The 23,797-nt window shown below is 67.9% G+C and carries 21 protein-coding genes; 12 read left to right on the forward strand and 9 right to left on the reverse strand.

All coding sequences use genetic code 11. The features are described 5' to 3' along the window. Nucleotides 1–10: 10 nt before the first annotated feature. From rsmB to def, 3 genes are all read right to left on the reverse strand, one after another. A complete protein-coding gene (gene rsmB, locus ACSYAO_RS19585) occupies nt 11–1,342 on the reverse strand; it encodes a 16S rRNA (cytosine(967)-C(5))-methyltransferase RsmB (protein ID WP_032128556.1) in 1,332 nt (443 codons plus the stop codon). 3 nt (nt 1,343–1,345) lie between these two features. Beyond that, entirely contained in the window at nt 1,346–2,269 is a 924-nt protein-coding gene (gene fmt, locus ACSYAO_RS19590) for a methionyl-tRNA formyltransferase (RefSeq protein WP_049461966.1), read from the reverse strand. 120 nt (nt 2,270–2,389) lie between these two features. After that, nucleotides 2,390–2,902 carry a peptide deformylase gene (gene def / locus ACSYAO_RS19595; RefSeq protein WP_008267110.1) on the reverse strand — a complete coding sequence of 171 codons (513 nt, stop codon included), beginning with the start codon at nt 2,900–2,902 and terminating at the stop codon, nt 2,390–2,392. A 126-nt stretch (nt 2,903–3,028) separates the two neighbouring features. Between def and ACSYAO_RS19600 the strand changes: the two genes are divergently transcribed. The 9 genes from ACSYAO_RS19600 (at nt 3,029) to ACSYAO_RS19640 (ending at nt 12,637) form a co-directional block, all read left to right on the forward strand. After that, nucleotides 3,029–4,162 (forward strand): LysM peptidoglycan-binding domain-containing protein, encoded by a 1,134-nt coding sequence (locus ACSYAO_RS19600; protein ID WP_032128553.1) that lies wholly within the window; start codon nt 3,029–3,031, stop codon nt 4,160–4,162. Nucleotides 4,163–4,291: 129 nt separating this feature from the next. Continuing rightward, entirely contained in the window at nt 4,292–5,419 is a 1,128-nt protein-coding gene (gene dprA, locus ACSYAO_RS19605) for a DNA-processing protein DprA (RefSeq protein ID WP_049461965.1), read from the forward strand. A gap of 43 nt (nt 5,420–5,462) precedes the next feature. Continuing rightward, complete coding sequence (locus ACSYAO_RS19610) at nt 5,463–5,936, forward strand: DUF494 family protein (protein ID WP_005411195.1); 474 nt, start codon at nt 5,463–5,465, stop codon at nt 5,934–5,936. A gap of 39 nt (nt 5,937–5,975) precedes the next feature. After that, nucleotides 5,976–6,734, forward strand: a complete 759-nt coding sequence (locus ACSYAO_RS19615) for a pilin (RefSeq protein WP_049461964.1) — start codon at nt 5,976–5,978, stop codon at nt 6,732–6,734. 49 nt (nt 6,735–6,783) lie between these two features. Next, nucleotides 6,784–7,716, forward strand: coding sequence for an RDD family protein (locus tag ACSYAO_RS19620; protein ID WP_049461963.1), 933 nt, complete (start codon nt 6,784–6,786; stop codon nt 7,714–7,716). 193 nt (nt 7,717–7,909) lie between these two features. Next, on the forward strand, nt 7,910–10,396 hold the full coding sequence (locus ACSYAO_RS19625; protein WP_049461962.1) for a DNA topoisomerase I: 2,487 nt from the start codon (nt 7,910–7,912) through the stop codon (nt 10,394–10,396). Between the two features lie 147 nt (nt 10,397–10,543). Beyond that, a complete protein-coding gene (locus ACSYAO_RS19630) occupies nt 10,544–11,134 on the forward strand; it encodes a Sua5/YciO/YrdC/YwlC family protein (RefSeq protein WP_019338925.1) in 591 nt (196 codons plus the stop codon). A gap of 43 nt (nt 11,135–11,177) precedes the next feature. After that, nucleotides 11,178–11,855, forward strand: coding sequence for a DUF4124 domain-containing protein (locus ACSYAO_RS19635; protein ID WP_049401000.1), 678 nt, complete (start codon nt 11,178–11,180; stop codon nt 11,853–11,855). A 35-nt stretch (nt 11,856–11,890) separates the two neighbouring features. Beyond that, nucleotides 11,891–12,637 (forward strand): hypothetical protein, encoded by a 747-nt coding sequence (locus tag ACSYAO_RS19640; protein ID WP_049461961.1) that lies wholly within the window; start codon nt 11,891–11,893, stop codon nt 12,635–12,637. A gap of 93 nt (nt 12,638–12,730) precedes the next feature. Here the strand turns inward: ACSYAO_RS19640 and ACSYAO_RS19645 are convergent, their stop codons facing one another. Beyond that, nucleotides 12,731–13,507: an SDR family oxidoreductase gene (locus ACSYAO_RS19645; RefSeq protein WP_049461960.1), complete on the reverse strand. Its 777-nt coding sequence runs from the start codon at nt 13,505–13,507 to the stop codon at nt 12,731–12,733. Between the two features lie 111 nt (nt 13,508–13,618). Between ACSYAO_RS19645 and ACSYAO_RS19650 the strand changes: the two genes are divergently transcribed. Next, the gene (locus ACSYAO_RS19650) at nt 13,619–13,831 is read left to right on the forward strand and encodes a hypothetical protein (protein WP_049400999.1); all 213 of its coding nucleotides are present in this window, start codon (nt 13,619–13,621) and stop codon (nt 13,829–13,831) included. Nucleotides 13,832–13,904: 73 nt separating this feature from the next. Here ACSYAO_RS19650 and sppA read toward each other — a convergent pair whose 3' ends face one another. The 4 genes from sppA to ACSYAO_RS19670 all read right to left on the reverse strand — a co-directional run bounded on the left by sppA (nt 13,905) and on the right by ACSYAO_RS19670 (nt 19,122). Further along, the gene (sppA, locus tag ACSYAO_RS19655; RefSeq protein ID WP_049400998.1) at nt 13,905–15,827 is read right to left on the reverse strand and encodes a signal peptide peptidase SppA; all 1,923 of its coding nucleotides are present in this window, start codon (nt 15,825–15,827) and stop codon (nt 13,905–13,907) included. 115 nt (nt 15,828–15,942) lie between these two features. After that, complete coding sequence (locus ACSYAO_RS19660; protein ID WP_032129679.1) at nt 15,943–17,307, reverse strand: MATE family efflux transporter; 1,365 nt, start codon at nt 17,305–17,307, stop codon at nt 15,943–15,945. A 239-nt stretch (nt 17,308–17,546) separates the two neighbouring features. Next, nucleotides 17,547–18,125 carry a DUF3106 domain-containing protein gene (locus ACSYAO_RS19665; RefSeq protein WP_049423404.1) on the reverse strand — a complete coding sequence of 193 codons (579 nt, stop codon included), beginning with the start codon at nt 18,123–18,125 and terminating at the stop codon, nt 17,547–17,549. Further along, complete coding sequence (locus ACSYAO_RS19670) at nt 18,118–19,122, reverse strand: hypothetical protein (protein WP_032129681.1); 1,005 nt, start codon at nt 19,120–19,122, stop codon at nt 18,118–18,120. Before ACSYAO_RS19670 ends, ACSYAO_RS19665 begins: the two co-directional genes overlap by 8 nt. A 412-nt stretch (nt 19,123–19,534) precedes the next feature. Between ACSYAO_RS19670 and ACSYAO_RS19675 the strand changes: the two genes are divergently transcribed. Together ACSYAO_RS19675 and ACSYAO_RS19680 are read left to right on the forward strand one after the other, a co-directional pair. Beyond that, nucleotides 19,535–21,712, forward strand: coding sequence for a primosomal protein N' (locus tag ACSYAO_RS19675; RefSeq protein WP_049461959.1), 2,178 nt, complete (start codon nt 19,535–19,537; stop codon nt 21,710–21,712). 294 nt (nt 21,713–22,006) lie between these two features. Next, nucleotides 22,007–22,969 (forward strand): IS110 family transposase, encoded by a 963-nt coding sequence (locus ACSYAO_RS19680; RefSeq protein ID WP_182266802.1) that lies wholly within the window; start codon nt 22,007–22,009, stop codon nt 22,967–22,969. 141 nt (nt 22,970–23,110) lie between these two features. Here ACSYAO_RS19680 and ACSYAO_RS19685 read toward each other — a convergent pair whose 3' ends face one another. Continuing rightward, nucleotides 23,111–23,731: a glutathione S-transferase family protein gene (locus ACSYAO_RS19685; RefSeq protein WP_049461958.1), complete on the reverse strand. Its 621-nt coding sequence runs from the start codon at nt 23,729–23,731 to the stop codon at nt 23,111–23,113. Between the last annotated feature and the right edge of the window lie 66 nt (nt 23,732–23,797).

Raw genomic sequence — 23,797 nt, forward strand, 5'->3', positions numbered from 1 at the left:
GCAGCGGGGGTCAGGCTGCTTTTAACAGACGCGCGTAGAAGAAACCGTCAGCATCGTTTTCACCCGGCAGCCGCTGGCGCGCCACCCCTTCGCAATCCACGCCGAATGCATCGCCCAGCGGCTGCGCCACGGCATCCGGATGCCACTTCAGGAATGCGCGCACCTGATCGATGTTCTCGGCGCGCAGGATCGAACAGGTGGCATACAACAGAACGCCGCCCGGGCGCAGCATCGACCAGCAGGCTTCCAGCAGGCGCGCCTGCACGCCGACCAGTGCATCGATGTCTTCGGCGCGACGGTGGAACATCACATCCGGCTGGCGGCGGATCACGCCGGTCGCCGAGCACGGCGCATCAAGCAGGATCGCGTCGAACGGCACGCCATCCCACCAGGCGCCCGGATCACTGGCATCTGCCGCCAGGGTCTGCGCATGCTCGCCCACGCCGGTACGGGTGTAGGTATCGCGTGCACGGGCCAGGCGGCGCGCGTCGATATCCAGCGCCAGCAGGCGCAGGCTGGGGTCGCGCTCGAGCAGGTGCGCCGACTTGCCGCCGGGTGCCGCACAAGCGTCCAGCACGCGGGCACCGGCCACCGGGGCCAGCGCATCGGCGGCACACTGCGCCGACAGGTCCTGCACCGAGATCGCGCCCTCGGCGAAGCCGGGCAGCTGATTCACGGCAACCGGAGAGGCCAGGCGCAACGCGTCGGCACTGAGCGGACTGGCTTCTGCGGCAATGCCGGCTTCGGCCAGCGCGGCCAGTGCCTTGTCACGACCGCCCTGCTGGCGGTTGGCGCGCAGCCACAGGGGCGCCGGTTGCAGGCTGGCACTGAAGATCGCGTCGGCCTGTGCCGGCCAATCGCGTTGCACCGCATCGGCCAGCCATTCCGGGAAGGCATCGCGCGCTGGCTGCTCCGGGAAACCTTCGCGCTGCGCGCGGCGCAGGATCGCATTGACCAGGCCCGCCTGGCGCTCACGGCCCAGTGCACGCGCGGCATCGACGGTGGCCGACAGCGCCGCGTGCGCCGGCAGCTCCAGCACGTCCAGCTGGGCGAACCCGACCATCAGCAGCGTGCGCAGATCGGCATCACGCGCCGACAGCGGCTTCTGCATCCACGACTGCAGCGCCGCGTCATAGGTGCTGCGGCGGCGCAGGACGGCGAAACACAGGGCTTCCAGCAGCGCGCGGTCGCGGCTGTCGGCCAGCTTCGGCAGCGCCCAGGCCAGTTCGGCCTTCAGCGAACGGCCACGGGTGAACACCTGTGCCAGCACACGTGCGGCCAGCATGCGCGTGGCCGCGCCCGGCGCCGCCTTGGCGACGGAGAAATCGTTCTGCTTCGACACCGCTTATGCCCCCACGCGCAGATCGCGACGGGCGTTGAGGTAGTCGGCCGCAGTAATCGCCTTGCCACCTTCCCGCTGCAGCACACGCAGGCGCAGTGCGCCCTGGCCACAGGCGATGTCGATGCCATCGCGGCTGGCCGCCAGCACCGTGCCCGGCGCCTGGCCGTGGGCCTCATCCAGCGCCACCGCGCCATGGATGCGCACCCGCTCGCCAGCCAGCGTCGCCTCGGCGATCGGCCACGGATTGAAGGCGCGCACGGTGCGTGCCAGCGCCTCTGCATCCAGCGCCCAGTCCAGACGGGCCTCGGCCTTGTCCAGCTTGTGCGCGTAGGTCACGCCCTGCTCCGGCTGCGGCCGCGCGATCGGCTTGATGCCGGCCCGCAGCAGGCCCAGGCCGTCGGACAGCACCTGCGCGCCCAGTTCCGCCAGCTTGTCATGCAGCTGGCCACCGGTATCGGTGGCCGCGATCGGCAGCTCCTGGTGCAGCAGCACCGGGCCGGTATCCAGGCCGGCCTCCATCTGCATCAGGCAGACGCCGGTCTTCGCATCGCCGGCCTGGATCGCGCGCTGGATCGGCGCGGCACCGCGCCAGCGCGGCAGCAGCGAGGCATGCACGTTCCAGCAGCCGTGGGTCGGAATGGCCAGCACCGCCTTGGGCAGGATCAGGCCATAGGCCACCACCACCATCAGGTCCGGCTGCAGGTCGCGCAGCTGCTGCTGGGCGGCTTCATCCTTCAGCGATTCGGGCTGGTAGACCGGAATGCCACGGGCCACGGCTTCAAGCTTGACCGGCGACGGCGCCAGGCCACGGCCACGGCCGGCCGGACGATCAGGCTGGGTGTAGACGGCCACGACCTCATGGTGGCGCGCAGCCGCGCGCAGCGACGACACCGCGAATTCCGGCGTACCGGCAAAGACAATCCTCATGGCTACCCCACTTGCAGGATGGATTCGTGCAGGAAAGAAAACGGCGCCGTCGGCCGGCGCCGTACAGCCCGCGCGCGTCGCGCAGGCACGGGCCACCCGAAGGGCGGCCCGGATTGGCGATCACGCCACGTGCTTGCGCTGCTTGGCCAGCTTCTTGCGCACCATCTCGCGCTTGAGCGGCGACAGATAGTCGATGAACAGCTTGCCGTCCAGGTGATCCATCTCGTGCTGGATGCAGGTGGCCAGCACTTCGCCGGCTTCCAGCTGCTGTTCCTGGCCGTTGCGGTCCAGGTACTTCACGGTGATGGTATCGGCGCGGGTCACGTCGGCGAAGATGCCCGGAACCGACAGGCAGCCCTCCTGGTACACCCGGCCTCCGTCCTTGGCGACGATTTCCGGGTTGATGAACACATGCGGTTCATTCTTTTCTTCGCTGACGTCGATGACCATGAAGCGCTTGTGCACGTCCACCTGGGTGGCGGCCAGGCCAATGCCCGGGGCGTCGTACATGGTCAGGAACATGTTGTCGATCAGTTCCTGGAAGGCCGGCGTGGTGACTTCGGCGGCTTCGATCAACGCAGCCTTGGTACGCAGGCGCGGATCGGGGAACTCGAGAATGGGGAGAAGGGCCATGGCTGTTTCCGGATAGGGGGCCGGCACGCCGGCATACGTCGCAGATTCTAGCTCCAACGCTTGCCTTGCGCCCCGGTTTCTGGACTATAGTGCGCGGACCTGTTGGGGAATCAGGGCTTCACACCTATGTTGCTTCGTTTTCGTACGGTCGTCGCCGCGGCGATGCTGACCGTGGCTGCCTATGCTACCGCCGTGGAAGTGAATGGCGGGCACCCGGACACCTATGTGGTCCGAAAAGGGGATACGTTGTGGGATATCGCCGCACGTTTCCTGCAGAAGCCGTGGCTGTGGCCGGAGATCTGGCAGGCCAATCCGCAGATCGCCAATCCGCACCTGATCTATCCCGGTGACGTGCTCAGCCTGGCCTATCTGGACCGGGTGACCGTCGCTGCCAAGCCCGGCCCGCGCCAGGAAGCCCCGATCGATGCCATTCCGCTGGCCCAGGTCGAGCCGTTCCTGAAGCAGCTGAGCGTGGTCGACAGCATCGAGCAGCTACCCTACGTGGCCGGCCTGGAAGAAGAACGCCTGCGCGTCACCAGCGGCAGTGCGGTCTACGTGCGCCTGGCCGACGCCCAGCTGGGCCAGCGCTGGGCCGTGGTCCGCCCGACCGTGCGCTACGCCCAGCCCAAGCCGACCGAGGACCTGACCGCCAACGGCGACGTCACCCCCGGCAGCGGCAACCTGTGGCGGGCCTACAACGCCCCCAACCACCGCCGCGGCATACTCGGCTATGAGCTGGCCCAGGTCGCCACCGGCACCATCACCCATGTCGCCGGCGGCAAGGTCGAGGCGTCCACCCTGGTGCTGGACAAGAACGAAGGCGGCCGCGAGGTGCGTGCCGGCGACCGCCTGGTCCCGGTCGAGGCCAAGCCGTACGACCTGCAGTTCGTCCCCCATGTCCCGGCCGCCGGTGTCGAGGGCGTCGATGTGCGCGTGCTGGCCGTTACCGACATGTTCACCGCCGCTGGCCCGCGCGATGTGATCGCGATTTCCGCAGGTCGCGCACAGGGCGTGGACAACGGCACCGTGTTCTCGCTGTGGCGCCCGGGCCGCCACGTGGCGCACCGCATGAAGTACCCCACCTCGTCGCGCATGGACGATTCGCTCAGCACCGGCGCCGGCCGGGTTTCGCTGCCGGACGAATACGCCGCGCACGCCATGGTGTTCCGTACCTTCGACAACGTCAGCTACGCGCTGGTGATGCAGGGCGTGAAGCCGGTACGCGTGGGGTTCAACGCACTGCACCCGGACGCGAAGTAACCAGTCCCGGGTTGCCCGGCCACTGCAGGTAGTGCCGGCCGCTGGCCGGCAGGCACCTCCGGCAAAACCTGACAGCCACATGCGAAGGCGCCCTAGGGCGCCTTTGTTGTATGCGCTCGATAGTGGGGGATGACCAACCAAGCTGACGAGGCGCTGCTGCGCCTGTTGATGGCAGGCGGCGCGCTGGCGCCACGGCGGGCACTGCTGCAGGCCGCAGGCAGCGCGGAGATTGCGATCGCGCAGGGCGCCGCGAACTGGCGCGCGCACGGCTGCACGCCCGAGCAGTGCGCCGCGCTGGAACGCCCGGACACCCGGGCCTGGGCCGCGGCACGGCGCTGGCTGGAAGACGACAACCAGCACCTGCTGGCCTTCACCGATCCGGCATTCCCCCCGCCCCTGCTGGATGTCCCGAACCCACCCCTGGCGCTGTTCATCGCCGGCGACCCCAGCCTGGCCTGGCGCCCGTCGGTGGCGCTGGTCGGCAGCCGCTCGCCGACGCCGGGCGGACGCGCCCTGGCCGCCCGGTTTGCCGGCTGCTTCGTCGAAGCCGGGCTGGCGGTGACCAGCGGCCTGGCGGCAGGCATCGACGCGGCCGCCCACCAGGCCACGCTGGACGCCGGGGGCTGCACCGTGGCGGTGATCGGCACCGGCCCGGACCGGGCTTACCCGGACAGCCACGCCAGGCTGCAGGCCCGGATCGCCACCGAAGGCACGGTGCTCAGCGAGTACCTGCCGGGCACACCGGCACGCCCCGGTCACTTTCCAGCCCGCAACCGCCTGGTGGCCGGGCTGGCGCTGGCGACGGTGGTGGTCGAGGCCGCCCAGCGCTCCGGCGCATTGATCACCGCACGCCTGGCCGCCGAGGCCGGCCGCGAGGTCTGTGCCCTGCCCGGTTCGGTACTCAACCCACGCGCCGCGGGCTGCCACCGGTTGATCCGCGAGGGTGCCGCACTGGTCGAGCGCCCGGAGGAGGTCCTTGAACTGCTGGCGCCCGCCCTTCGCCAGCAGCTGCCGGGCTTGCAATCACGGCTCGCCACCCCCACTGAACAGGCACCGCCGGTACTCCTGCCGGCGCGCTGGGCCGACGACCCTGACTACCAGTGCTTGTGGCGGGCCCTGGACCACAACCCAAGCGGTATGGATTCACTGATCACGCGCTGTGGATTGACGGCGCCCCAGGTGTCCTCCATGCTGCTGGCCATGGAACTGGCGGGAATCGTGGTGTGCGTACACGGCCGCTACTGTCGAACTCCCTAGTTTCTTCACCTCCACAGCGTCGCGCGACGCAGGCCGAGGGGCAATGAAAGAGAGCATCCTGGACGTACTGCTGTACCTGTTTGAACACTATTTCAGCGAAGATGCGGACCTGATCCGTGACCGCGATTCGCTCCAGAACGGCCTGATCCAGGCCGGTTTCAGCCCAACCGAGATCAACAAGGCATTCGACTGGCTCGATGCCCTGGCCGCGCAGCGGCCGAGCGTGGCCCAGGCACGGGTCGATGGCCCCGTGCGCGTCTACCACGGCCCCGAACTGGACAAGCTGGACGTGGAATGCCGTGGTTTCCTGCTGTACCTGGAACAGCACGGCATCCTCGACGCCGACCAGCGCGAGCTGGTGCTGGACCGGGCCATGGCCCTGGACCAGGACGAACTGGACCTGGACGACCTGAAGTGGGTCGTGCTGATGGTGCTGTTCAACCAGCCCGGCTCCGAGGCGGCGTACGCCTGGATGGAGACGCAGATGTTCATGGACGAGCCAGAACCCCTGCACTGACCGTACACTTGGGGGCATAGCGCATTCAGGAGCGTCCCCGTGAGCGAGTGGTTCCATGCAGAAGGCAACCGGCAGCAGGGTCCGCTGCCGGCGGAACAGTTGGTCGAGTTGTTCCGCAACAACCAGATCTCCCTGGACACCCTGGTCTGGCGCGACGGCCTGCCGCAATGGCAGCCGTTGCGCACCGTGGTCGACGAACTCGGCCTGATCGTGCCGGCGCTGGACGCTGCCGCACCGCCGGTGGAACCCGAGCCCGATCCGGAACCGGTGGCACCGCCTCCGCCGCAGCCGCCGGTACTGCCGCCGTCCACGCCCTACACCACCAGTGCATCGGCCACCGCCCTGCCGGCGCCGAAGAAGAAGCTGTCCGGCTGCGCCCTGACCGCCATCATCGGCGGCGGCCTGCTGCTGGTGCTGGTCCCGATCGTGGCCATCCTGGCTGCCATCGCGCTGCCCGCCTACAACGACTACACCGTGCGCAGCAAAGTCGCCAGCGCCGTGGCCGCGCTGCAGCCGCTGAAGGACCAGGTGCAGCATTTCGCCGATGACGAAGGCCGCTGCCCGGGTGCCAATGACGCCGGCTTCCCGGCCCCGGGCGACTTCGCCAACGCGGGCCTGTCGGCGGTGAACATCGGCCGCTTCAACAACGGTCACTGCGGCATCGAAGCAACGCTGGCGGTACCAGGCAAGGGCATCGACGGCGACCTGCTGTGGCTGGAATACGATCGCGACAGCGGCCGCTGGGAATGCAGTGGCGAAAGCAACGACAAGTACCTGCCGCCGACGTGCCGCGGCTGAGCCACGCGCACGCCAGCACCTCCAAGGATGATTCAACAGGGAACATGCAATGACTGAGTGGTACTACGCCGAAGGACAGCAACGCCAGGGCCCGCTGCCGGTCCAGGAGATCCGCCAGCGCTTCCAGCGCGGCCAGTTGAACCTGGACACCCTGGTCTGGCGCGAGGGCATGGCCCAGTGGGCTGCACTGCGCCAGGTGGTCGACGAGCTCGGCCTGCAGACCCTGGCCGATGCCAGCACCGCCACCGGCAGTGGCGGCTTCGACCTGCGTGGCGACTATGCCGCGATCGACAACGGTACGGCGCCACTGCCTGGCACCGGCGCGCTCAGCAGTTCGCCCTACAGCGCCCCTGCGGCGCTCGGCGGCGGCGGCCATGCCCAGCCGGTGATGGGCGGCGAAGTGGTCTACGCGGGCTTCTGGAAGCGCGTGGCGGCCTACATGATCGACTACTTCGTGCTGGCCATCCCCGGCGGCATCATCGGCGCCATCCTCGGTGTGGCGCTTGGTGCCAGCATGGGTGCGGTGGGCAGCGGCGAATCGGCCATCGAAATCGTGGCCCAGCTGGCCAGTGCCCTGATCAACCTGGCCATCGGCATGGCGTACTACACCTGGTTCCATGCCTCGCAGGGCGGTGCCACGCTGGGCAAGATGGCGGTCGGCATCAAGGTCGTGCGCAGCAATGGCGAGCGCCTGACCAAGGCCCGCGCATTTGGTCGCTACTGGGCCGCGGTGCTCAGCACCTTCACCCTCGGCATCGGTTTCCTGATGGCCGCCTTCACCGAGCGCAAGCAGGGCCTGCACGACATGATCTGCGACACCCTGGTGGTCGACCGCTGGGCCTACACCGACCAGCCGCAGCTGCAGCGCCGGGAGCTGGGCACGGTGACCGTGCTGGTGCTCGTACTGACCGGCCTGCTGTCGCTGGTGGGCCTGGCGCTCATGGTGTTCGCGGTTGGCTTCATCGCCAAGATGGCCTCATGAACGGCCATCCTCACGCCTGGCTGCTTGACATGGGCTGGCCGGGCGTGATTCCTCTAATAAGGTGAAACCTGAACGCCCGGCACATTACCGGGCGTTCAGTTTATGGATTTGCCCGTGGCCGCTTCACTAATGCGGCCGTTTGCTCCACCCTAGCGGCCCCTCTCCCCCGGTCCGCCCACAGACCTTTCCTGACATGCCCAAGCACCTGCTCATCGTCGAATCGCCGGCCAAGGCCAAGACGATCAACAAATACCTCGGCAAGGACTACACGGTCCTGGCCTCGTATGGGCACGTGCGCGACCTGATCCCGAAGGAAGGCGCAGTCGACCCGGACAACGGGTTCGCCATGCACTACGACGTGATCGACAAGAACGAAAAGCATGTCGATGCGATCGCCAAGGCCGCCAAGGGCGCCGACGACATCCTGCTGGCGACCGACCCGGATCGCGAGGGTGAAGCGATCAGCTGGCACATCGCCGAGATCCTGAAGGAACGCGGGCTGGTCAAGGACAAGCCGATGCAGCGCGTGGTGTTCACCGAGATCACCCCGCGCGCCATCAAGGAAGCGATCAGCCAGCCGCGCGCGATCGCCAGCGACCTGGTCGACGCCCAGCAGGCGCGCCGCGCGCTGGATTACCTGGTCGGTTTCAACCTGTCGCCGGTGCTGTGGCGCAAGGTCCAGCGCGGCCTGTCCGCCGGCCGCGTGCAGAGCCCGGCGCTGCGCATGATCGTCGAGCGCGAGGAAGAGATCGAAGCCTTCATTGCCCGCGAATACTGGTCGATCGCCGCCGAGTGCGCGCACCCGTCGCAGCACTTCAACGCCAAGCTGATCAAGCTGGACGGGCAGAAGTTCGAACAGTTCACCATCACCGACGGCGACACCGCCGAGGCCGCCCGCCTGCGCATCCAGCAGGCCGCGCAGGGCTCGCTGCATGTCACCGATGTGGCCAGCAAGGAGCGCAAGCGCCGCCCGGCGCCGCCGTTCACCACCTCCACCCTGCAGCAGGAAGCCTCGCGCAAGCTCGGCTTCACCACCCGCAAGACCATGCAGGTGGCGCAGAAGCTGTATGAAGGCGTGGCGATCGGTGACGAAGGCACCGTCGGCCTGATCTCGTACATGCGTACCGACTCGGTGAACCTGTCGCAGGACGCGCTGGCCGAGATCCGCGACGTGATCGCCCGCGACTACGGCATCGCCTCGCTGCCGGACCAGCCGAACACCTACCAGACCAAGTCGAAGAACGCCCAGGAAGCGCACGAAGCGGTGCGCCCGACCTCGGCGCTGCGCACGCCTGCGCAGGTGGCGCGCTACCTGACCGATGACGAGCGCAAGCTGTACGAGCTGATCTGGAAGCGTGCGGTGGCCTGCCAGATGATTCCGGCCACCCTCAACACCGTCAGCGTCGATCTGTCCGCCGGCAGCGAACACGTGTTCCGCGCCAGCGGCACCACCGTGGTGGTGCCCGGCTTCCTGGCCGTGTACGAAGAAGGCAAGGACAACAAGAGCGCCGAAGACGAGGACGAAGGCCGCAAGCTGCCGGCGATGAAGCCCGGCGACCGCGTGCCGCTGGAACGCATCCAGGCCGAACAGCATTTCACCCAGCCGCCGCCGCGCTACACCGAAGCGGCGCTGGTGAAGGCGCTGGAAGAGTACGGCATCGGCCGTCCCTCGACCTACGCCTCGATCATCCAGACCCTGCTGTTCCGCAAGTACGTGGAAATGGAAGGCCGCAGCTTCCGCCCGTCCGACGTCGGCCGCGCGGTGTCCAAGTTCCTGTCCAGCCACTTCACCCGGTACGTGGACTACGACTTCACCGCCAAGCTGGAAGACGAGCTCGACGCCGTCTCGCGTGGCGAAGAAGAGTGGATCCCGCTGATGGCCCGCTTCTGGGAGCCGTTCAAGGAGCTGGTGGAAGACAAGAAGGAATCGGTCGACCGTGCCGAGGCCAGTGGCGCGCGCGAGCTCGGCACCGACCCCAAGACCGGCAAGCCGGTCAGCGTGCGCCTGGGCCGCTTCGGGCCCTATGCGGCCATCGGCAGCACCGCCGAGGACGCCGAGGAGAAGCCGAAGTTCGCCTCGCTGCGCCCCGGCCAGTCGATGCACACCATCTCCCTGGAAGACGCGCTGGAACTGTTCCTGATGCCACGCGCGCTGGGTGAGGACAAGGGCGAGCCGGTCAGCGTCGGCATCGGCCGCTTCGGCCCGTTCGCCAAGCGCGGCAGCACCTATGCCTCGCTGAAGAAGGAAGACGACCCGTACACCATCGACCTGGCCCGCGCCGTGTTCCTCGTCGAAGAGAAGGAAGAGATCGCGCGCAACCGGATCATCAAGGAGTTCGAGGGCAGCGACATCCAGGTGCTGAACGGCCGTTTCGGCCCGTACATCAGCGACGGCAAGATGAACGGCAAGATCCCCAAGGATCGCGAGCCGGCCTCGCTTACCTTGGCCGAAGTGCAGCAGCTGATGGAAGAAACCGGCAAGCCGGTGCGCAAGGGCTTCGGCGCCAAGAAGGCTGCCGCGAAGAAGGCCCCGGCAAAGAAGGCCGCGGTGAAGAAGGAAGCGGCGCCGAAGAAGGCCGCTGCAAAGAAAGCGCCTGCCAAGAAGGCCCCGGCAAAGAAAGCGGTGAAGAAGGCTGCTGCGAAGAAAGCCTCGGCGAAGAAGGCCGCTGCAAAGAAGTAGATCCACGCCATGCGTGGATGAGGGTCAAGGTGTGCGGACTAACGGTCCGCACCCACCATAAGCAGTCATTACCTACCGCTGATGCCGGCCAGCGGCCGGCACTACCGTGTGCCAGGGTCCACCCCTTCTGCACGCGGCAGGGGGATAATGAAGGCCCACGCCGGGCCGGTCGCCGCCATGAAAGAACTCACCCTGGACTCTGCTGTCGCCACGCTCCGCGCGGGCGGCGTGATCGCCTACCCGACCGAAGCGGTCTGGGGCCTGGGCTGTGATCCCTCGCACGAAGCTGCGGTGCACATGGTGCTGCGGCTGAAGCAGCGCCCGATCGAGAAAGGCATGATCCTGGTCGCGGCCGAACTGGCGCAGCTGGAAGGCTGGGTGCGACTGCAGGCGCTGCCCGACGCCCGCCAGCGCGCGGTGCTGGCCAGCTGGCCCGGTGCCAACACCTGGATCCTGCCTGCCGGCCCGCGCGCGCAGCCCTGGGTCACCGGCGAACACAGCGGTATCGCGGTGCGCATCAGCGCGCACCCGCTGGTGGCCGAACTCTGCCGCGCCTGGGGCGGCCCGCTGGTCTCCACCAGTGCCAACCTGGCCGGCGAACCACCAGCGCGCAGCCGCGAAGAACTGGACCCGCGCCTGCTGCGCCTGCTCGACGGCATCCTCGATGGGCAGACCGGCGGCCTGGCCCAGCCCACCCCGATCCGCGACGCGCTCAGCGGCAACGTGCTGCGCTCCTGAGCCGGCGATTGCGCTGCTGCGGACAATCACGCACCCTGCCGCCATGACCCTGCTGCGCGCCACCTTGAGCCTGTGCCTGCTGCTGCCGTGGACGGCACCCGCGGCCGAGGACGTGCGTGTCTACCGCTGCGTTGCCAGCAACGGTGCCGTCGCCCTGCAGGACAGGCCGTGCAACAGCGGCCGCCAGCAGGTGCGCGACCTGCAGCGCCCGCGCGATCCCGCTCCACGGGTGGTGCGCAGTGATGCCACGCCTCCGCCGCCCAGCGAAACCCCGGTCATCCGCGAGCGCGAAGTCCGCCACGTCTACATCCAGCCGCCGCAGCCGATGTACGAGTGCGTGAGCGAGGACGGACGGCGCTATACCAGCGACAACAACGAAGGCAATCCGCGCTGGGTGCCACTGTGGACCAGTGTCTGGCTGCCGCACGGCCATCGTGGTCCAGCCTATCCCGGACCACGCCCGGCCATCGGCACGCCGATCGGCGAAGGCACGGGTTATCGCCGCCCCTCGATCGGCATGGACGTGCAGGTGCCGGCCGGCAGCGTGCTGGTCCGCGACAGCTGCCATGCGTTGCCACCACAGGAAGTCTGCGCACGGCTGAGTGACCGCCGCTGGGAGCTGGATCGCCGTTACAACAGCGCGCTGCAGAGTGAACGCACCGCCATCAGCAACGAACAGCGCGGTATCGATGCGCGCCTGTCGCGCGATTGCGAACGCTGAGCGCAGCACGCCGTCGCAGCCTGTACGCTGTGCGCATGAACCGAGTGATCTGGCTGCTCCTGGTGCTGCTGCCCGGAAGCGCGTTGGCCGAAGAGGGCGTGATCTACCGCTGTACCTCCAGCAGCAGTGACGTCCCTACCCTGCAGCGCACGCCGTGCGCCACCGGCAGCAAGCAGCAGGTGCTGCGCATCCCCGACCCGGCCAACTCGCAGGCGGCCGCCGCTGCGCCTGTAGCCGCCGAACCTGCATCCGCGCCCGTTGAAACACCCGCGCCGGTGCCGGCCGGACCGGCTGTTGCCCCTGCGGCCCCAGCAAAACCGCGACGCGCGGACGAAGGACGCACGATCATGGAAGCAGGCATGGTCGAACACGCAGGAGACGACCAGATCCTCGACAGCGCGACGCTGCGCCGCGATGCCGAGGCCCGCGCCGCCGCAGGTGACGGTCCACCGAAGCCGCCGCTTCCTCCGATCTTCCAGTGCACCGACAGCCAGGGCGGCGGCTACCTGTACGAGTACGAAGCCGCGCCCGGCCGCTGCGAGCTGATGACGGTACAGGGCCTTGGCGGAGTGACGCCGGTGAATGCCGCCAGCTGTGAAGTGGTGCGCGACCACTGCGAAGCGCTTCCCGAAGCGCAGCGCTGCGGTGGTTGGCAGCAGCGCTTCCGCGATGCCCGCGGCCGTGAGCGCTTCGCCGCGCCGGAGAACCGCGATACCGTGCGCGGTGAACGCGAACGGCTGCAGGGCGTGCTGGAGGCCAGCAACTGCCCGGTACCGGGGTGACAGCCACCGGTAGTGCCGGCCGCTGGCCGGCAACCACAGGATCTGCAGATGATTGCAGTTGCCGGCCAGCGGTCGGCACTACCTGCTGAAAGATCAGAACCCGTAGCGCAGGAAACCGCCGTCCACCGCGATGCACTCGCCGGTCACATAGCCGGCCGCCGGCAGGCACAGGAAGCCCACGGCTGCGGCCACTTCCTCCGGCTCGCCGATACGACGCATCGGCGTGCGGTTGATCACTTCCTCGTAGTAGTCCGGGTCCGCCAACGGACCGGACGTGCGCCGCGTGCGGATGTACCACGGCGCCACCGCGTTGACCCGGATGCCATCCTCGGCCCACTCGACGGCCAGGTTGCGGGTCATCTGATGCATCGCCGCCTTGGTCATGCCGTAGACCACGCCGCTGCGCACATGGGTCAGGCCGGACACGCTGCCGACGTTGACGATGGATGACGACGCGTGGCGTGCCAGCAACGGATGTGCATAGCGCGACAGCTCGAAGGCCGAGAACAGGTTGGTCTCGAAGATCTTCCGCCATTCGTCCTCGGAATACTCCGTGGCCGCCTTGGTGACATTGCCGCCGGCGTTGTTGACCAGGATGTGCAGGCCATCACTATGGTCCTCCACCCAGTCCAGGATCTGGCGGCGGTCCTCGTCGTCTGAGACATCGGCGGCCAGCGCATGCACCTGCATCTGCGGATACACGTCCAGCAGTTCGTCGCGCGCGGTCTCCAGCATGTCGATATCACGGCCGACGATCATCAGATCGGCGCCGAAGCCAGCCAGTTCATGCGCGATGGCCAGGCCGATGCCGGCGCTGGCGCCGGTGATCAGGGCGGTCTGGCCGTCCAGGCGCCACCGTTGCTGGGTCATGTGTTCTCCCGGGCCGCGCCCGCTGTGTTTCGATGCGGCAAGGATACGCGCTCACGGCCGCCCCCTGCCGAGGATGCGACACTGCCCGCACGCCCATCACGGAGTGCCGCCATGCGCATCCTGATCCTGTCCACGTCCCTGCTGGCCACCGCGCTGCTGGCGGGCTGCCAGCGCCCACCGGCGCCGAACCCGGAAAAGCCACCGGTGCCCCGGGCGATGTCGCGCGCAATCAACGAACCGCTGGACCGCGCCAAGGGCGTGCAGAAGACCGTGGACGATGCCGCCGCGCGTGAGCGCAAGGCGGAAGCCGACGCGACGCAGTAACCCCGCAGACGAAAACGCCCGGCCGAGGCCGGGCGCTTCCAGTAGATCCACGCCGTGCGTGGATGGCCTCCGATCAGAACCCGCAGAAGCAGTACGCCAGCGCCTTCACCGGCGTGCCGTTGCCCTTCTCGCGGGCCGCGTTCTCGACAAATCGCAGCTGCGTATCCACTTCGGGCATCGTGCGCGCCAGCACCATCCGCGCCATGCCCGAGTCGGACAGCATCCAGGCACCTGCACGGCTGCCGGCGAAACCGCTGACGAACTGCGCGAACGGCGTTGCCGCCTTCTCGATGTAACGCACGCGGTAGGCATCAGCCTTGCCCAGCTTGGCGCGGCTGGCGGCATCGGCCACCGCATCCTTCAGGCCACCGAAGGCATCGACCAGGCCACGTTCCTTGGCCTGCGCACCGCTCCACACGCGTCCACGGGCCACTTCGTCGACGGCCTCGACCGGCTTCTTGCGGGCGTCGGCGACGCGACCGGTGAAGTCGGCGTAACCCTTGTTGATCACCGACTGGATGACCTGGCCCACGGCCGGATCCATCGGGCGGGTGACATCGAACGCACCGGCGAAACGGGTGGTGCCGACACCGTCGGTGTGCACGCCGATCTTGTCCAGCGCGCGGCTGAAGTTCGGCACCATGCCGAAGATGCCGATCGAACCGGTGATGGTCGACGGATCGGCATAGATGCGATCGGCATTCATGCTGATCCAGTAGCCACCGGAGGCGGCCAGGTCGCCCATCGACACCACCACCGGCTTGCCGGCGGCCTGCAGGGCCACCACTTCGCGGCGGATCTGCTCGGAGGCGAACACTTCACCACCCGGCGAATCCACGCGCAGCACCACGGCCTTCACGTTCTCGTCGTCACGCGCGGCACGCAGCAGCGCCGAGGTCGATTCGCCACCGATGCGGCCGGCCGGCAGGTCGCCACCGCTGATTTCGCCGGCAGCCACCACCACCGCCACCTGCGGACGGCTGTCGACCGGGTTGCGGCGCGCATCGAGCTGGCCCAGGTAGGAGCCGAAGTCGATGTTGCGGAAACCACCGTCGGCATCGTCGTCAGCCACGCCGCGCTCGATCATCAGATCCTCGAATTCCTCGCGGGTCTTCAGCGACGTCACCAGCTTCTGCTGCAGGGCGAACTTGGCCAGGTCACCACCGGCAGCGGCGATGCCTTCCGGCAGCGTGTCGATGCCGGCAGCCAGCTGTGCCGGATCCAGGCGGCGGGCCTTGGCGATGTCGCCCAGGTAGCGCTGCCACACGTCGTTCATCCAGAACAGGTCAGCTTCCTTGGAGGCCGGCGAAGCGGCGTCGAGCACGTAGGGTTCGGCGGCGGACTTGTACTCGCCCACCTTGAACAGGTGCACGTCCACACCCAGCTTGTCCTGCAGGCCGGTGCGGAAGTACTGGCGATAGCGGCCCAGGCCCTCGAGCACCACCGACCCCATCGGGTCCAGGTAGACCTCGTCGGCCTGTGCGGCCAGCAGGTACTGCGACTGGCCCATGCTCTCGCTGTAGGCCACCAGCTGCTTGCCGGACGCACGCAGGTCCTGCAGTGCCGCGGCCACTTCACGCAGCGAAGCGAAGCCCGACGGCTGCAGCTTGTCCAGCTCCAGCACCACGCGCTCGATCTTCTTGTCTTCCTTGGCCGACTCGATCACCCGCAGCAGGTCGCGCAGCTGGATCTCTTCGGCACCGTTGTCGCCCACCGCCTTGGCCAGCGCGCGGCTGACCGGGTCAGCGCTGAACTGCTCGACCAGGCGGCCTTCCGGCGCGATCACCAGGGTCGTGCGGTCCTGCAGCGATTTGCTGGCACCGGCGCCCATGCCGGCGGCGATGACGAACATCACCAGCAGCAGGAACAGCAGGCCGAAGAACACCAGGTTGAGGATCAACCGGCGGGTGAAGTTCATGACGTCCCACAGCCCGATGAAGAAACTGGCGACGGGGTTGCGACGCGCCGGGGGCAGCGGGGGCACGGGTTGATTCATGGAACGCTCCGGATGGCTTCTTGCCGTGGTGCCAGCATAGCCGGTGCCGTGTGATGCGGCATCGGACACAAGTCAGGGGATCGCCCGCCATGGGTCGGCAGGGCGGGCGGGACGATCAGGACAACATCGATTGGCCGATGCGCAGGCTGCTGCGACGCAGGCGCCAGCCCATCAGGATGGCGGCGGCGGTCAGGCCGACGATCAGGCCGATCCACATGCCCTGCGGGCCCATGCCCAGGCCCAGGCCGAGCCCGGCGCCGAGCGGCATGCCCAGGCCCCAGTACGCGAACATGGCGATGAACATCGGCACGCGGGTGTCCTTCAGCCCGCGCAGCGCGCCGGCCGACAGCACCTGGATGCCATCCGGGAACTGGAAGGTGGCCGCGTACAGCAGCAGGGTGGAGGCCAGGCCGGCCACCGCCAGGTCGTTGGTGTAGACACCGACGATGGCGTCATGGCCGAACAGCAGCACCGCTGCCGACAACGTCTGCGTACCCATGATGATCGCGTAGCCGGCCCAGGCCGCGCGCCGCACGCCGAAGCCATCGCCACGACCGACCGCATGGCCGACGCGCACGGTGGTGGCCTCGGCCACGCCCATCGGGATCATGAAGCACAGCTGGGCGACGTTGATCGCAATCTGGTGCGCGGCCGCTTCATTGGCACCAAGGCGGCCGATCAGCAGCGCGGTGACGATGAACAGGCCGCCCTCCATCAGCACGGTGATGCCGATCGGCAGGCCAGTGCGCAGCAGGTCCCAGATCGCCTTCCAGCGCGGTCCTTCGAAGTGCGAGAACAGCTGCAGGTGGGCAAAGCGCTTGGTGAACCACAGGTAGGTGGCGAAGGCGATCGCCTGCAGCCACATCATCACCGCCGAAGCGATGCCCAGGCCCTCGGCGCCCATTTCCGGGAAGCCGAGCTTGCCGTTGGCCAGCACGTAGCCCATCGGTGCCAGCACCAGCAGGCCACCGAAGCCGAGCAGCATGGTCGGCAGCGTCCAGTGCATGCCCTCGCTGAGATAGCGCATGCAGAAGTACAGGGTCAGCGCAGGTCCGCCCCAGCGCACCGCGTGCAGGAACGCGGTGGCCCCCGGCACGATGTCCGGTGCGATGCCGAACGCAGGCAGCAGCGGCGGCACCACGGTGAGGAAGGTGAACATGATCAGGCCCAGGCCCAGCGCCAGCCACAGTGCCTGGCGGAACAGCGGGCCGATCTCGCGCTCGCGGCCAGCGCCATGCAGCTGCGACACCGAGGCGGTGAGTGAGATCAGGGTGCCGATCGGGATCAGCATCGGCAGCCACAGCAGGGCGGTGCCGATGGTCACCGCGGCCAGGGTCGCCGTGGCGTGGTGGCCGGCAATGACATTGTCGACGAAGGAGATCAGACCGGTGGACACATGCCCGAGCACAAGCGGCAGGGCGAGCAGACCGGTAGCGCCGACTTCCTTGCTGAAGCGCGGCGTGGAGGTTGCAGTAGACATAAGGTGCTTGACGCGAACTACGGTTGCGCGCGAAGGGCACAGGCACCGGGTTGCGGGCCGCCATCTTACGCGTGCAGCGCGCGCATTCCCATGACATGGCGTGAATGCTGGGTTCCGGCAGGCCCCGGCATCACGCGTTGCGATCACGTTACGAACAGAAAAAGGGGACGGAGGGGATTAAGTCGTTTCAAGCCCGACTGTGCCGAATACGACTTAATCCCCTCCGTCCCCTTTTCTTTCTACTGCCCGGCCTGGCGCTTGAGCCAGGTATCGCGCTCGGCCGGCGGCACCGCGAGGAACGCGCCGCGGACCTTGTCGCGCTCCTGCGGTGGCGTGCGCTGTGCCACCAAGGTCAGTTGGGCCAGCTGCGCCGGGCTGAGCTGGCGCAGCACGGCCAGCGCGGCCTCGCGCTGTTCCGGCGGCACGAAGCCGAACAGGCCGTGCAGCTTGGGGAACTCCAGGCCCAGCTGCGGGCCCAGCCGCCAGCCTTCGCGGAAGGCCTGGTCCTGCGCCTGGAACTGCTGGCGCAGGCGCTGCTGCTGGTCGGCCGGCAACGCATTGAATCGCGCAGCGGCCTGACGGATCCGCTCACGCTCGCCCTCCGGCAATGCCCGCCATGCGGCGTAGTCGGCGCGGCGCTGGCGCTGCTGCTGGGCATCGAGCTGGGCGAACGCAGCGGGCGTCGTACCTGTGGTGGCCGGGGCCGCCGGTGAACTGCCCGGCACTGGCGGCGGCAGCGGCACGTTCAAGGTCTGCGGCGCGGCGGACAGCGACAACGGCAGGGCCAGCAGCAGGCTGGCGAATACGGTCTTATTCATCGGCAGCAGCGGTTTCCAGCGTGGCGCTGGCCGGCTCCGGCCGACTCGGCTTGGATTGCGACTCGTCCACCGGCAGCGGGCCGCCCGCGGCGGTCCATGCATACAGATCGGCATCGGCCACCAGCGGATAGTCGCGGTCGGCCAGCATCGTGGCGTCGTCCGTCGCCTGCGCAGGGGTCGCGTCCGGCGTGGCATTGACCTTGCTCGGCGGCAGTGCTTCCACCGTGACGGGACCCGCCTCACCAACCACGCCTTCCGGCAGCGGTGCGTCGCTGCCGAACGAATGTCCCTGCCAATGGCGCCAGCCCAGCGCGGCGGCCAGCAGTACCACCACGGTTATCAGCAGGATCAACGGACCGCGCCAGCGCGGCTTGGCATTGGCGCGGCGGCGCTTGCCAGTGGCTGCAGCCCGCTCGTCGCGCTGCGGGGTGCGCCAGCTGGAGGTCGGCGCTTCACTGCTGTTCGTCGGTGCGGCCGGCTGTTGCAGCTGCTGCAGGCGTTTGACGGGCAGATCGCGGATGCGCAGCTGCACCTGTTCGGCCAGCTGGCGCCAGGCCGAGGCGTCGGGCTGGCCGTGCGCGTCACGCGGGCAGGCATCGGCCAGCAACTGCTGGTAGCCGGCTTCGTCCTGGTCGAGCACGCGCGTGGCGATACCTTCATCCAGGCTGCCGCCCACCCGCAGCAACAGCGCCAGGCGCGGCAACGGTCCCATCTGGCCCAAGGCGGCAAGCGGCGGCTCCCACTGGCCGCCCACCGGCTCACGCAGCGCTTGGCGCTGGCCCAGCAGGGTCCAGAAGCGGGTTGGCCACTGCGCCATCGGCAGGTCACTGGCGACCGCCGCAAACGCGCGCATCACCGCCACCAGGGTCTGTTCGGCCCGGGCAGCATCGCCGCACTGCAGTTCAGCCACCACCAGGGCGCGGCGTTCAACGCCTCGCAGGAACGCCGACAGCGCGCCGGCCGCGGTCGAGGAAACAGGGGCGGGCACAGCCGTCATCGATCACTCCAAAGGTCTGCCCGCATGATAGCGGCAGGCCATCGGCGCCCGTAGGACTTGCGCCCACAGGCACTTCGTGCTGCAGGTTGTGCACAGCACCACGCTGCCTGCGCAGGAAACTGTGGCATCCAGCTGAATTCACTCTGTTTCAGCATTGTTTCACACTTAACTCATTGATTTTGATGGATTTTAAAGTATGGCGATTTTTTGACCAACCCGAGCGTGAGGCCGTCGCCATCGGCCTCCTGCGCGCCCGCCGACCGGTAACGCACAGCGTTATCCACAGAACATGTGGATAAGACTGAATCTCCAATGGACACCGATATTTAGGTGACATTTATGATTCAACGGACCCCGCCCCGCCGCCGCCCACTCCGCCATTCGCGCGCGCATGGCCCGGTACACTGGCCCGATGCTTTCACCGATTCCGACCCTGCAGGTCGCCCTGCCCGTCCCCCTGCCCCGCCTGTTCGACTACCTGTCGCCGGAGGGCGTGGCCCCCACGGTTGCGGTCGGCTGCCGCCTGAAGGTGCCGTTCGGCAACCGTGAGCTGGTCGGTGTGGTGGTGGGACACGGCCAGACCGACGACGGCCAGGGACTCCGCCAGGCGTTGGCCTGGTGCGACCCGCAGCCGCTGCTGCAGGGTGAGCTGTGGCAGAGCCTGCAGTGGCTGGCGCGCTACACCCACGCGCCGTTGGGCGAAGTACTCAGCACTGCCCTGCCCGGCCCGCTGCGCCACGGCGAGGCCCTGCCCGACACCCATCACTGGGGCTGGCAACTGACACCCGAAGGCCATGCCCAGCGCGGGAAGCTGCGCGCCGGCAGCCGCCCGCGGCAGCTGGCCGAACTGCTGGCCGAGGCCGTGGTGGATGAAGACGTACTGGGCGAACGCATGGAGGACTGGCGCACCGCCGCACGCAGTCTGGCCAAGCGTGCACTGGCCGAGCGCGTGGCGATGACGGTGGCACCGCAGCATGCGCAGCCGCTGCCCGGGCCCACGCTCAACCCGGACCAGGCCGAGGCCGTGACTGCGATCAACGCCGCCGACGGCTTCCAGCCTTTCCTGCTGGATGGCGTGACCGGCAGCGGCAAGACCGAGGTCTACCTGCAGGCGATCATCCATTGCCTGGCACAGGGCAGGCAGGCGCTGGTGCTGGTGCCGGAAATCGGCCTGACTCCGCAGACCCTGGCACGCTTCCGCGGCCGCCTCGGCATCGCCGTGCATGCGCTGCATTCGGGCTTGAACGATAACGAGCGCGCTCGCGTCTGGGCAGCCGCCTCACGTGGTGAAGCACGGGTCATTGTCGGCACCCGCTCGGCAGTGTTCACGCCGCTGCCGCAGGCCGGTCTGCTGATCATCGACGAGGAACATGACGGCAGCTACAAGCAGCAGGACGGCATCCGCTACCACGCGCGCGATTTCGCCCTGGTGCGCGCCAAGGCGCTCGGCATTCCCGTGCTGCTCGGCAGTGCCACGCCCTCGCTGGAAACACTGCACAACGCCTATGCCGGGCGCTACACCCACCTGCGCCTGAAGCAGCGTGCCGGCGATGCACGACCACCGCGCGTGCGCATCCTTGATGTGCGCAAACGGCCATTGCACGATGGCCTCTCGGCCGATGTTCTGGCCGGCATCGGCGAGCACCTGCAGCGTGGCCAGCAGGTGCTCGTGTTCAAGAACCGCCGTGGCTACGCACCGGTGCTGCTGTGCCACGACTGCGGATGGACCGCGCCGTGCCAGCGCTGCGATGCACCGATGACCGTGCATGGTGGCGGCCGCCGGCTGCAGTGCCACCACTGCGGTGCGCGGCAACCGGCGCCGCTGGCATGCCCGGCCTGCGGCAGCCTGGCGCTGCAGCCGCAGGGCATCGGCACCGAACGCCTGGAAGAGCACCTCACCGCCGCCTTCGCCGATTTTCCGGTGGTGCGCATCGACCGCGGCACCACCTCACGACGCGACGCACTGGAACAGCAGCTGGCGAGGCTGGGCGACCAACCCGGCATCCTGGTCGGCACGCAGATCCTGGCCAAGGGCCACGACCTGCCGAAGCTGACACTGGTGGTGGTGGTGGGCATCGACGAAGGGCTGTTCTCGGCCGACTTCCGTGCCAGTGAAAAACTGGCACAGCAGCTGATCCAGGTCGCTGGCCGCGCCGGCCGTGCACGCGATCCCGGCGAGGTCTGGCTGCAGACCCATCACCCCGGGCATCCGCTGCTGGAAACCCTGGTGAGCGGTGGCTACCACCTGTTCGCGCAGGCCGAGTTGAACCAGCGCCAGGCCGCCGGATTCCCGCCGTTCGCGCATCTGGCACTGATGCGCGCCGAGGCACAGCAGGTCGAGCATGCCAATGCGTTCCTGCTGGCGGCGCGGCAACTGCTGGGGGAACAGAATGTGGTCGAGGCCTACGGGCCGATGCCGGCGCCAATGCCGCGGCGTGCCGGCTACCAGCGCACCCAGCTGCTGCTGTCCGCGCTGCAGCGGCCACCGCTGCATGGCGTGCTGGCCCAGCTGGTGCCGCAGCTGTATGCGCTGCCGGAGGCACGCAAGGTGCGCTGGTCGCTGGATGTGGATCCGACGGATCTGTATTGAGGGCGCTGCCCAATGCTGCGTAGAGTCGAGCTTGCTCGACTGCCGTGCGCCAGAAACAGTCGAGCAAGCTTGTATGTTCCTCCCGGCTCCTACGAGGTATGTAGGAGCCAGGGTGGAGGGACCGTCAAGCATGCATCTGCGGATACTAGCCGACAGACGAGTCGAGCGATCCCCATCCCGCACACGAACGTCGATAAAGGATCGTACGGCCCCCAAAGGGGATCGTCGATGTAGGCAAGCTAACGTCGGTGCGGTACCACCCCAGCCCCTTAAAGATAGCTGGGAGCCGTACAAATGTCTGATTCTCTCGATATTGGCGTGGACGTGGACTCCAAGGAGTTCGTACCGGCAGTGGCCGACCGCAAGGCCGGCGACAGGATCGCCAACACCCGGGCCGGCATAGCCCAGTGGCTCAACACCTTGCCCCAGCGATGCCGGATTGGCATGGAGGCGACGGGGCGGTACTACGAGTTGTTGGCTCGGATGGCTGGCCAGGCAGGCCACGTTGTCTATGTGATCAATCCACGTCTGATCAAGCACTACGGCCGGGCGACGGGCTCGCGTGGCAAGACGGACGCCATGGACGCCGAAGCGATCGCCCGGTACGTGAAGAAGGAGAACGATCGCCTGCGTGAATACGTACCGCGTACCGACGAGCAGCAGCAGATGCACGATTTGCTGCGCAAGCGGCAGACGCTGGTAAAGACACGCGCGCGCCTGGAGCAATCCTTCGGGGTAAGCAAAAGTGCCCCCGGGGAGCTGTCAGATCTGTTCTGCGCTCTGGCTGGGACGCTGTCCGAGCTGGAAAGCGAACTGCAGCGCTTGGGTCGCGATGGAGAGCATGGCACGCTCTACAAGCGCCTGTTGACCATCCCTGGTGTCGGCCCTGCCGTCGCCGCTCACCTGATTTACTACATGACGCGCTGGCCGTTGGCCAACGCCAACGCGTGGATCGCCTGCACCGGCCTGGATCCCCGGCCTAACGAGTCTGGCGGAAGAACGGGACGGCGTCGGCTGTCCAAACAGGGCGCGCCAGTGCTGCGCCAGATGCTCTACATGGCCGCCATGGGGCTCAAGCGGTGTCGTCGGGGGCAACCGCTCTACGACGAGCTGTCAAAACGCGGTCACCCCAGCACCGCCGTCTTCAACATCCTGGCCAGAAAGCTGGCCAGGATCGCCTGGGGTGTCTTCAAAAGCGGCCGGGACTTCGATCCGGCGATGCTGAAGGTGGGTCAAGCCTGCTTCCAGCAGGCTTGACCACGAACATAGGATCTCGACTCTACCGTCGGTCCGTATGGACCCGACGGATCTGTATTGAGGCAGACGAACGCTAGCGCCGGGCCATGCCCGGCGGTCCTCCGCATACCACGCTCGCCGGGCATGGCCCGGCGCTACCCCTCAGGTCAGCGGCGACATCACGCCGCGCTGGTAGGCCGGGCGTTCGCGCAGGCGGGCGTACCAGTCGGCCAGGTGCGGCAGGTCCGGGCGCTGGATGGGCAGTTCGAACCAGGCATAGATCAGCGAGCCCAGCGGGATGTCACCCATCGCGAACGTCTCGCCCGACAGCCACGGCTGTCTGGCCAACGTGGCATCGGCCATCGCCAGGTAGTCACCGGCACGCACGATGGCGGCATTGATGCGCGCTTCGTCGCGGTCAGCTGGGGCGGTGCGCATGATGCCCCAGATCAGGTCGGTGTACAGCGGCGCCATGCGCGAGGTGCTCCAGTCCATCCACTTCTCGGCCTGGGCGCGTTCCATCGGGTCTTCGGCGTACAGCGTGCCCAGCGCGTAGCGCGCGCTCAGGTAGCGCACGATGGCATTCGATTCCCACAGCGGCAGGCCATGGTCTTCGATCACCGGCACCAGGCTGTTGGGATTCATCGCCAGGTACTCCGGCGTCTGCGTGCCGCCATGGCTGCCACCAACCTCGATGGATTCGTACGGCAGGCCGATTTCCTCGGCGCACCACAGCACCTTGCGGACGTTGCTGGAATTGCGGCGGCCCCAGATCTTCAACATGCGGGTTTTTCCTTGCTGGCAATGCGAGCGGCAACGATACGCCTGATCGGAGTGGGTGTGTGGGTG

Origin of the sequence: Stenotrophomonas sp. STK16_22 (assembly GCF_051984505.1) — a bacterium.
Classification (GTDB): domain Bacteria; phylum Pseudomonadota; class Gammaproteobacteria; order Xanthomonadales; family Xanthomonadaceae; genus Stenotrophomonas; species Stenotrophomonas maltophilia_A.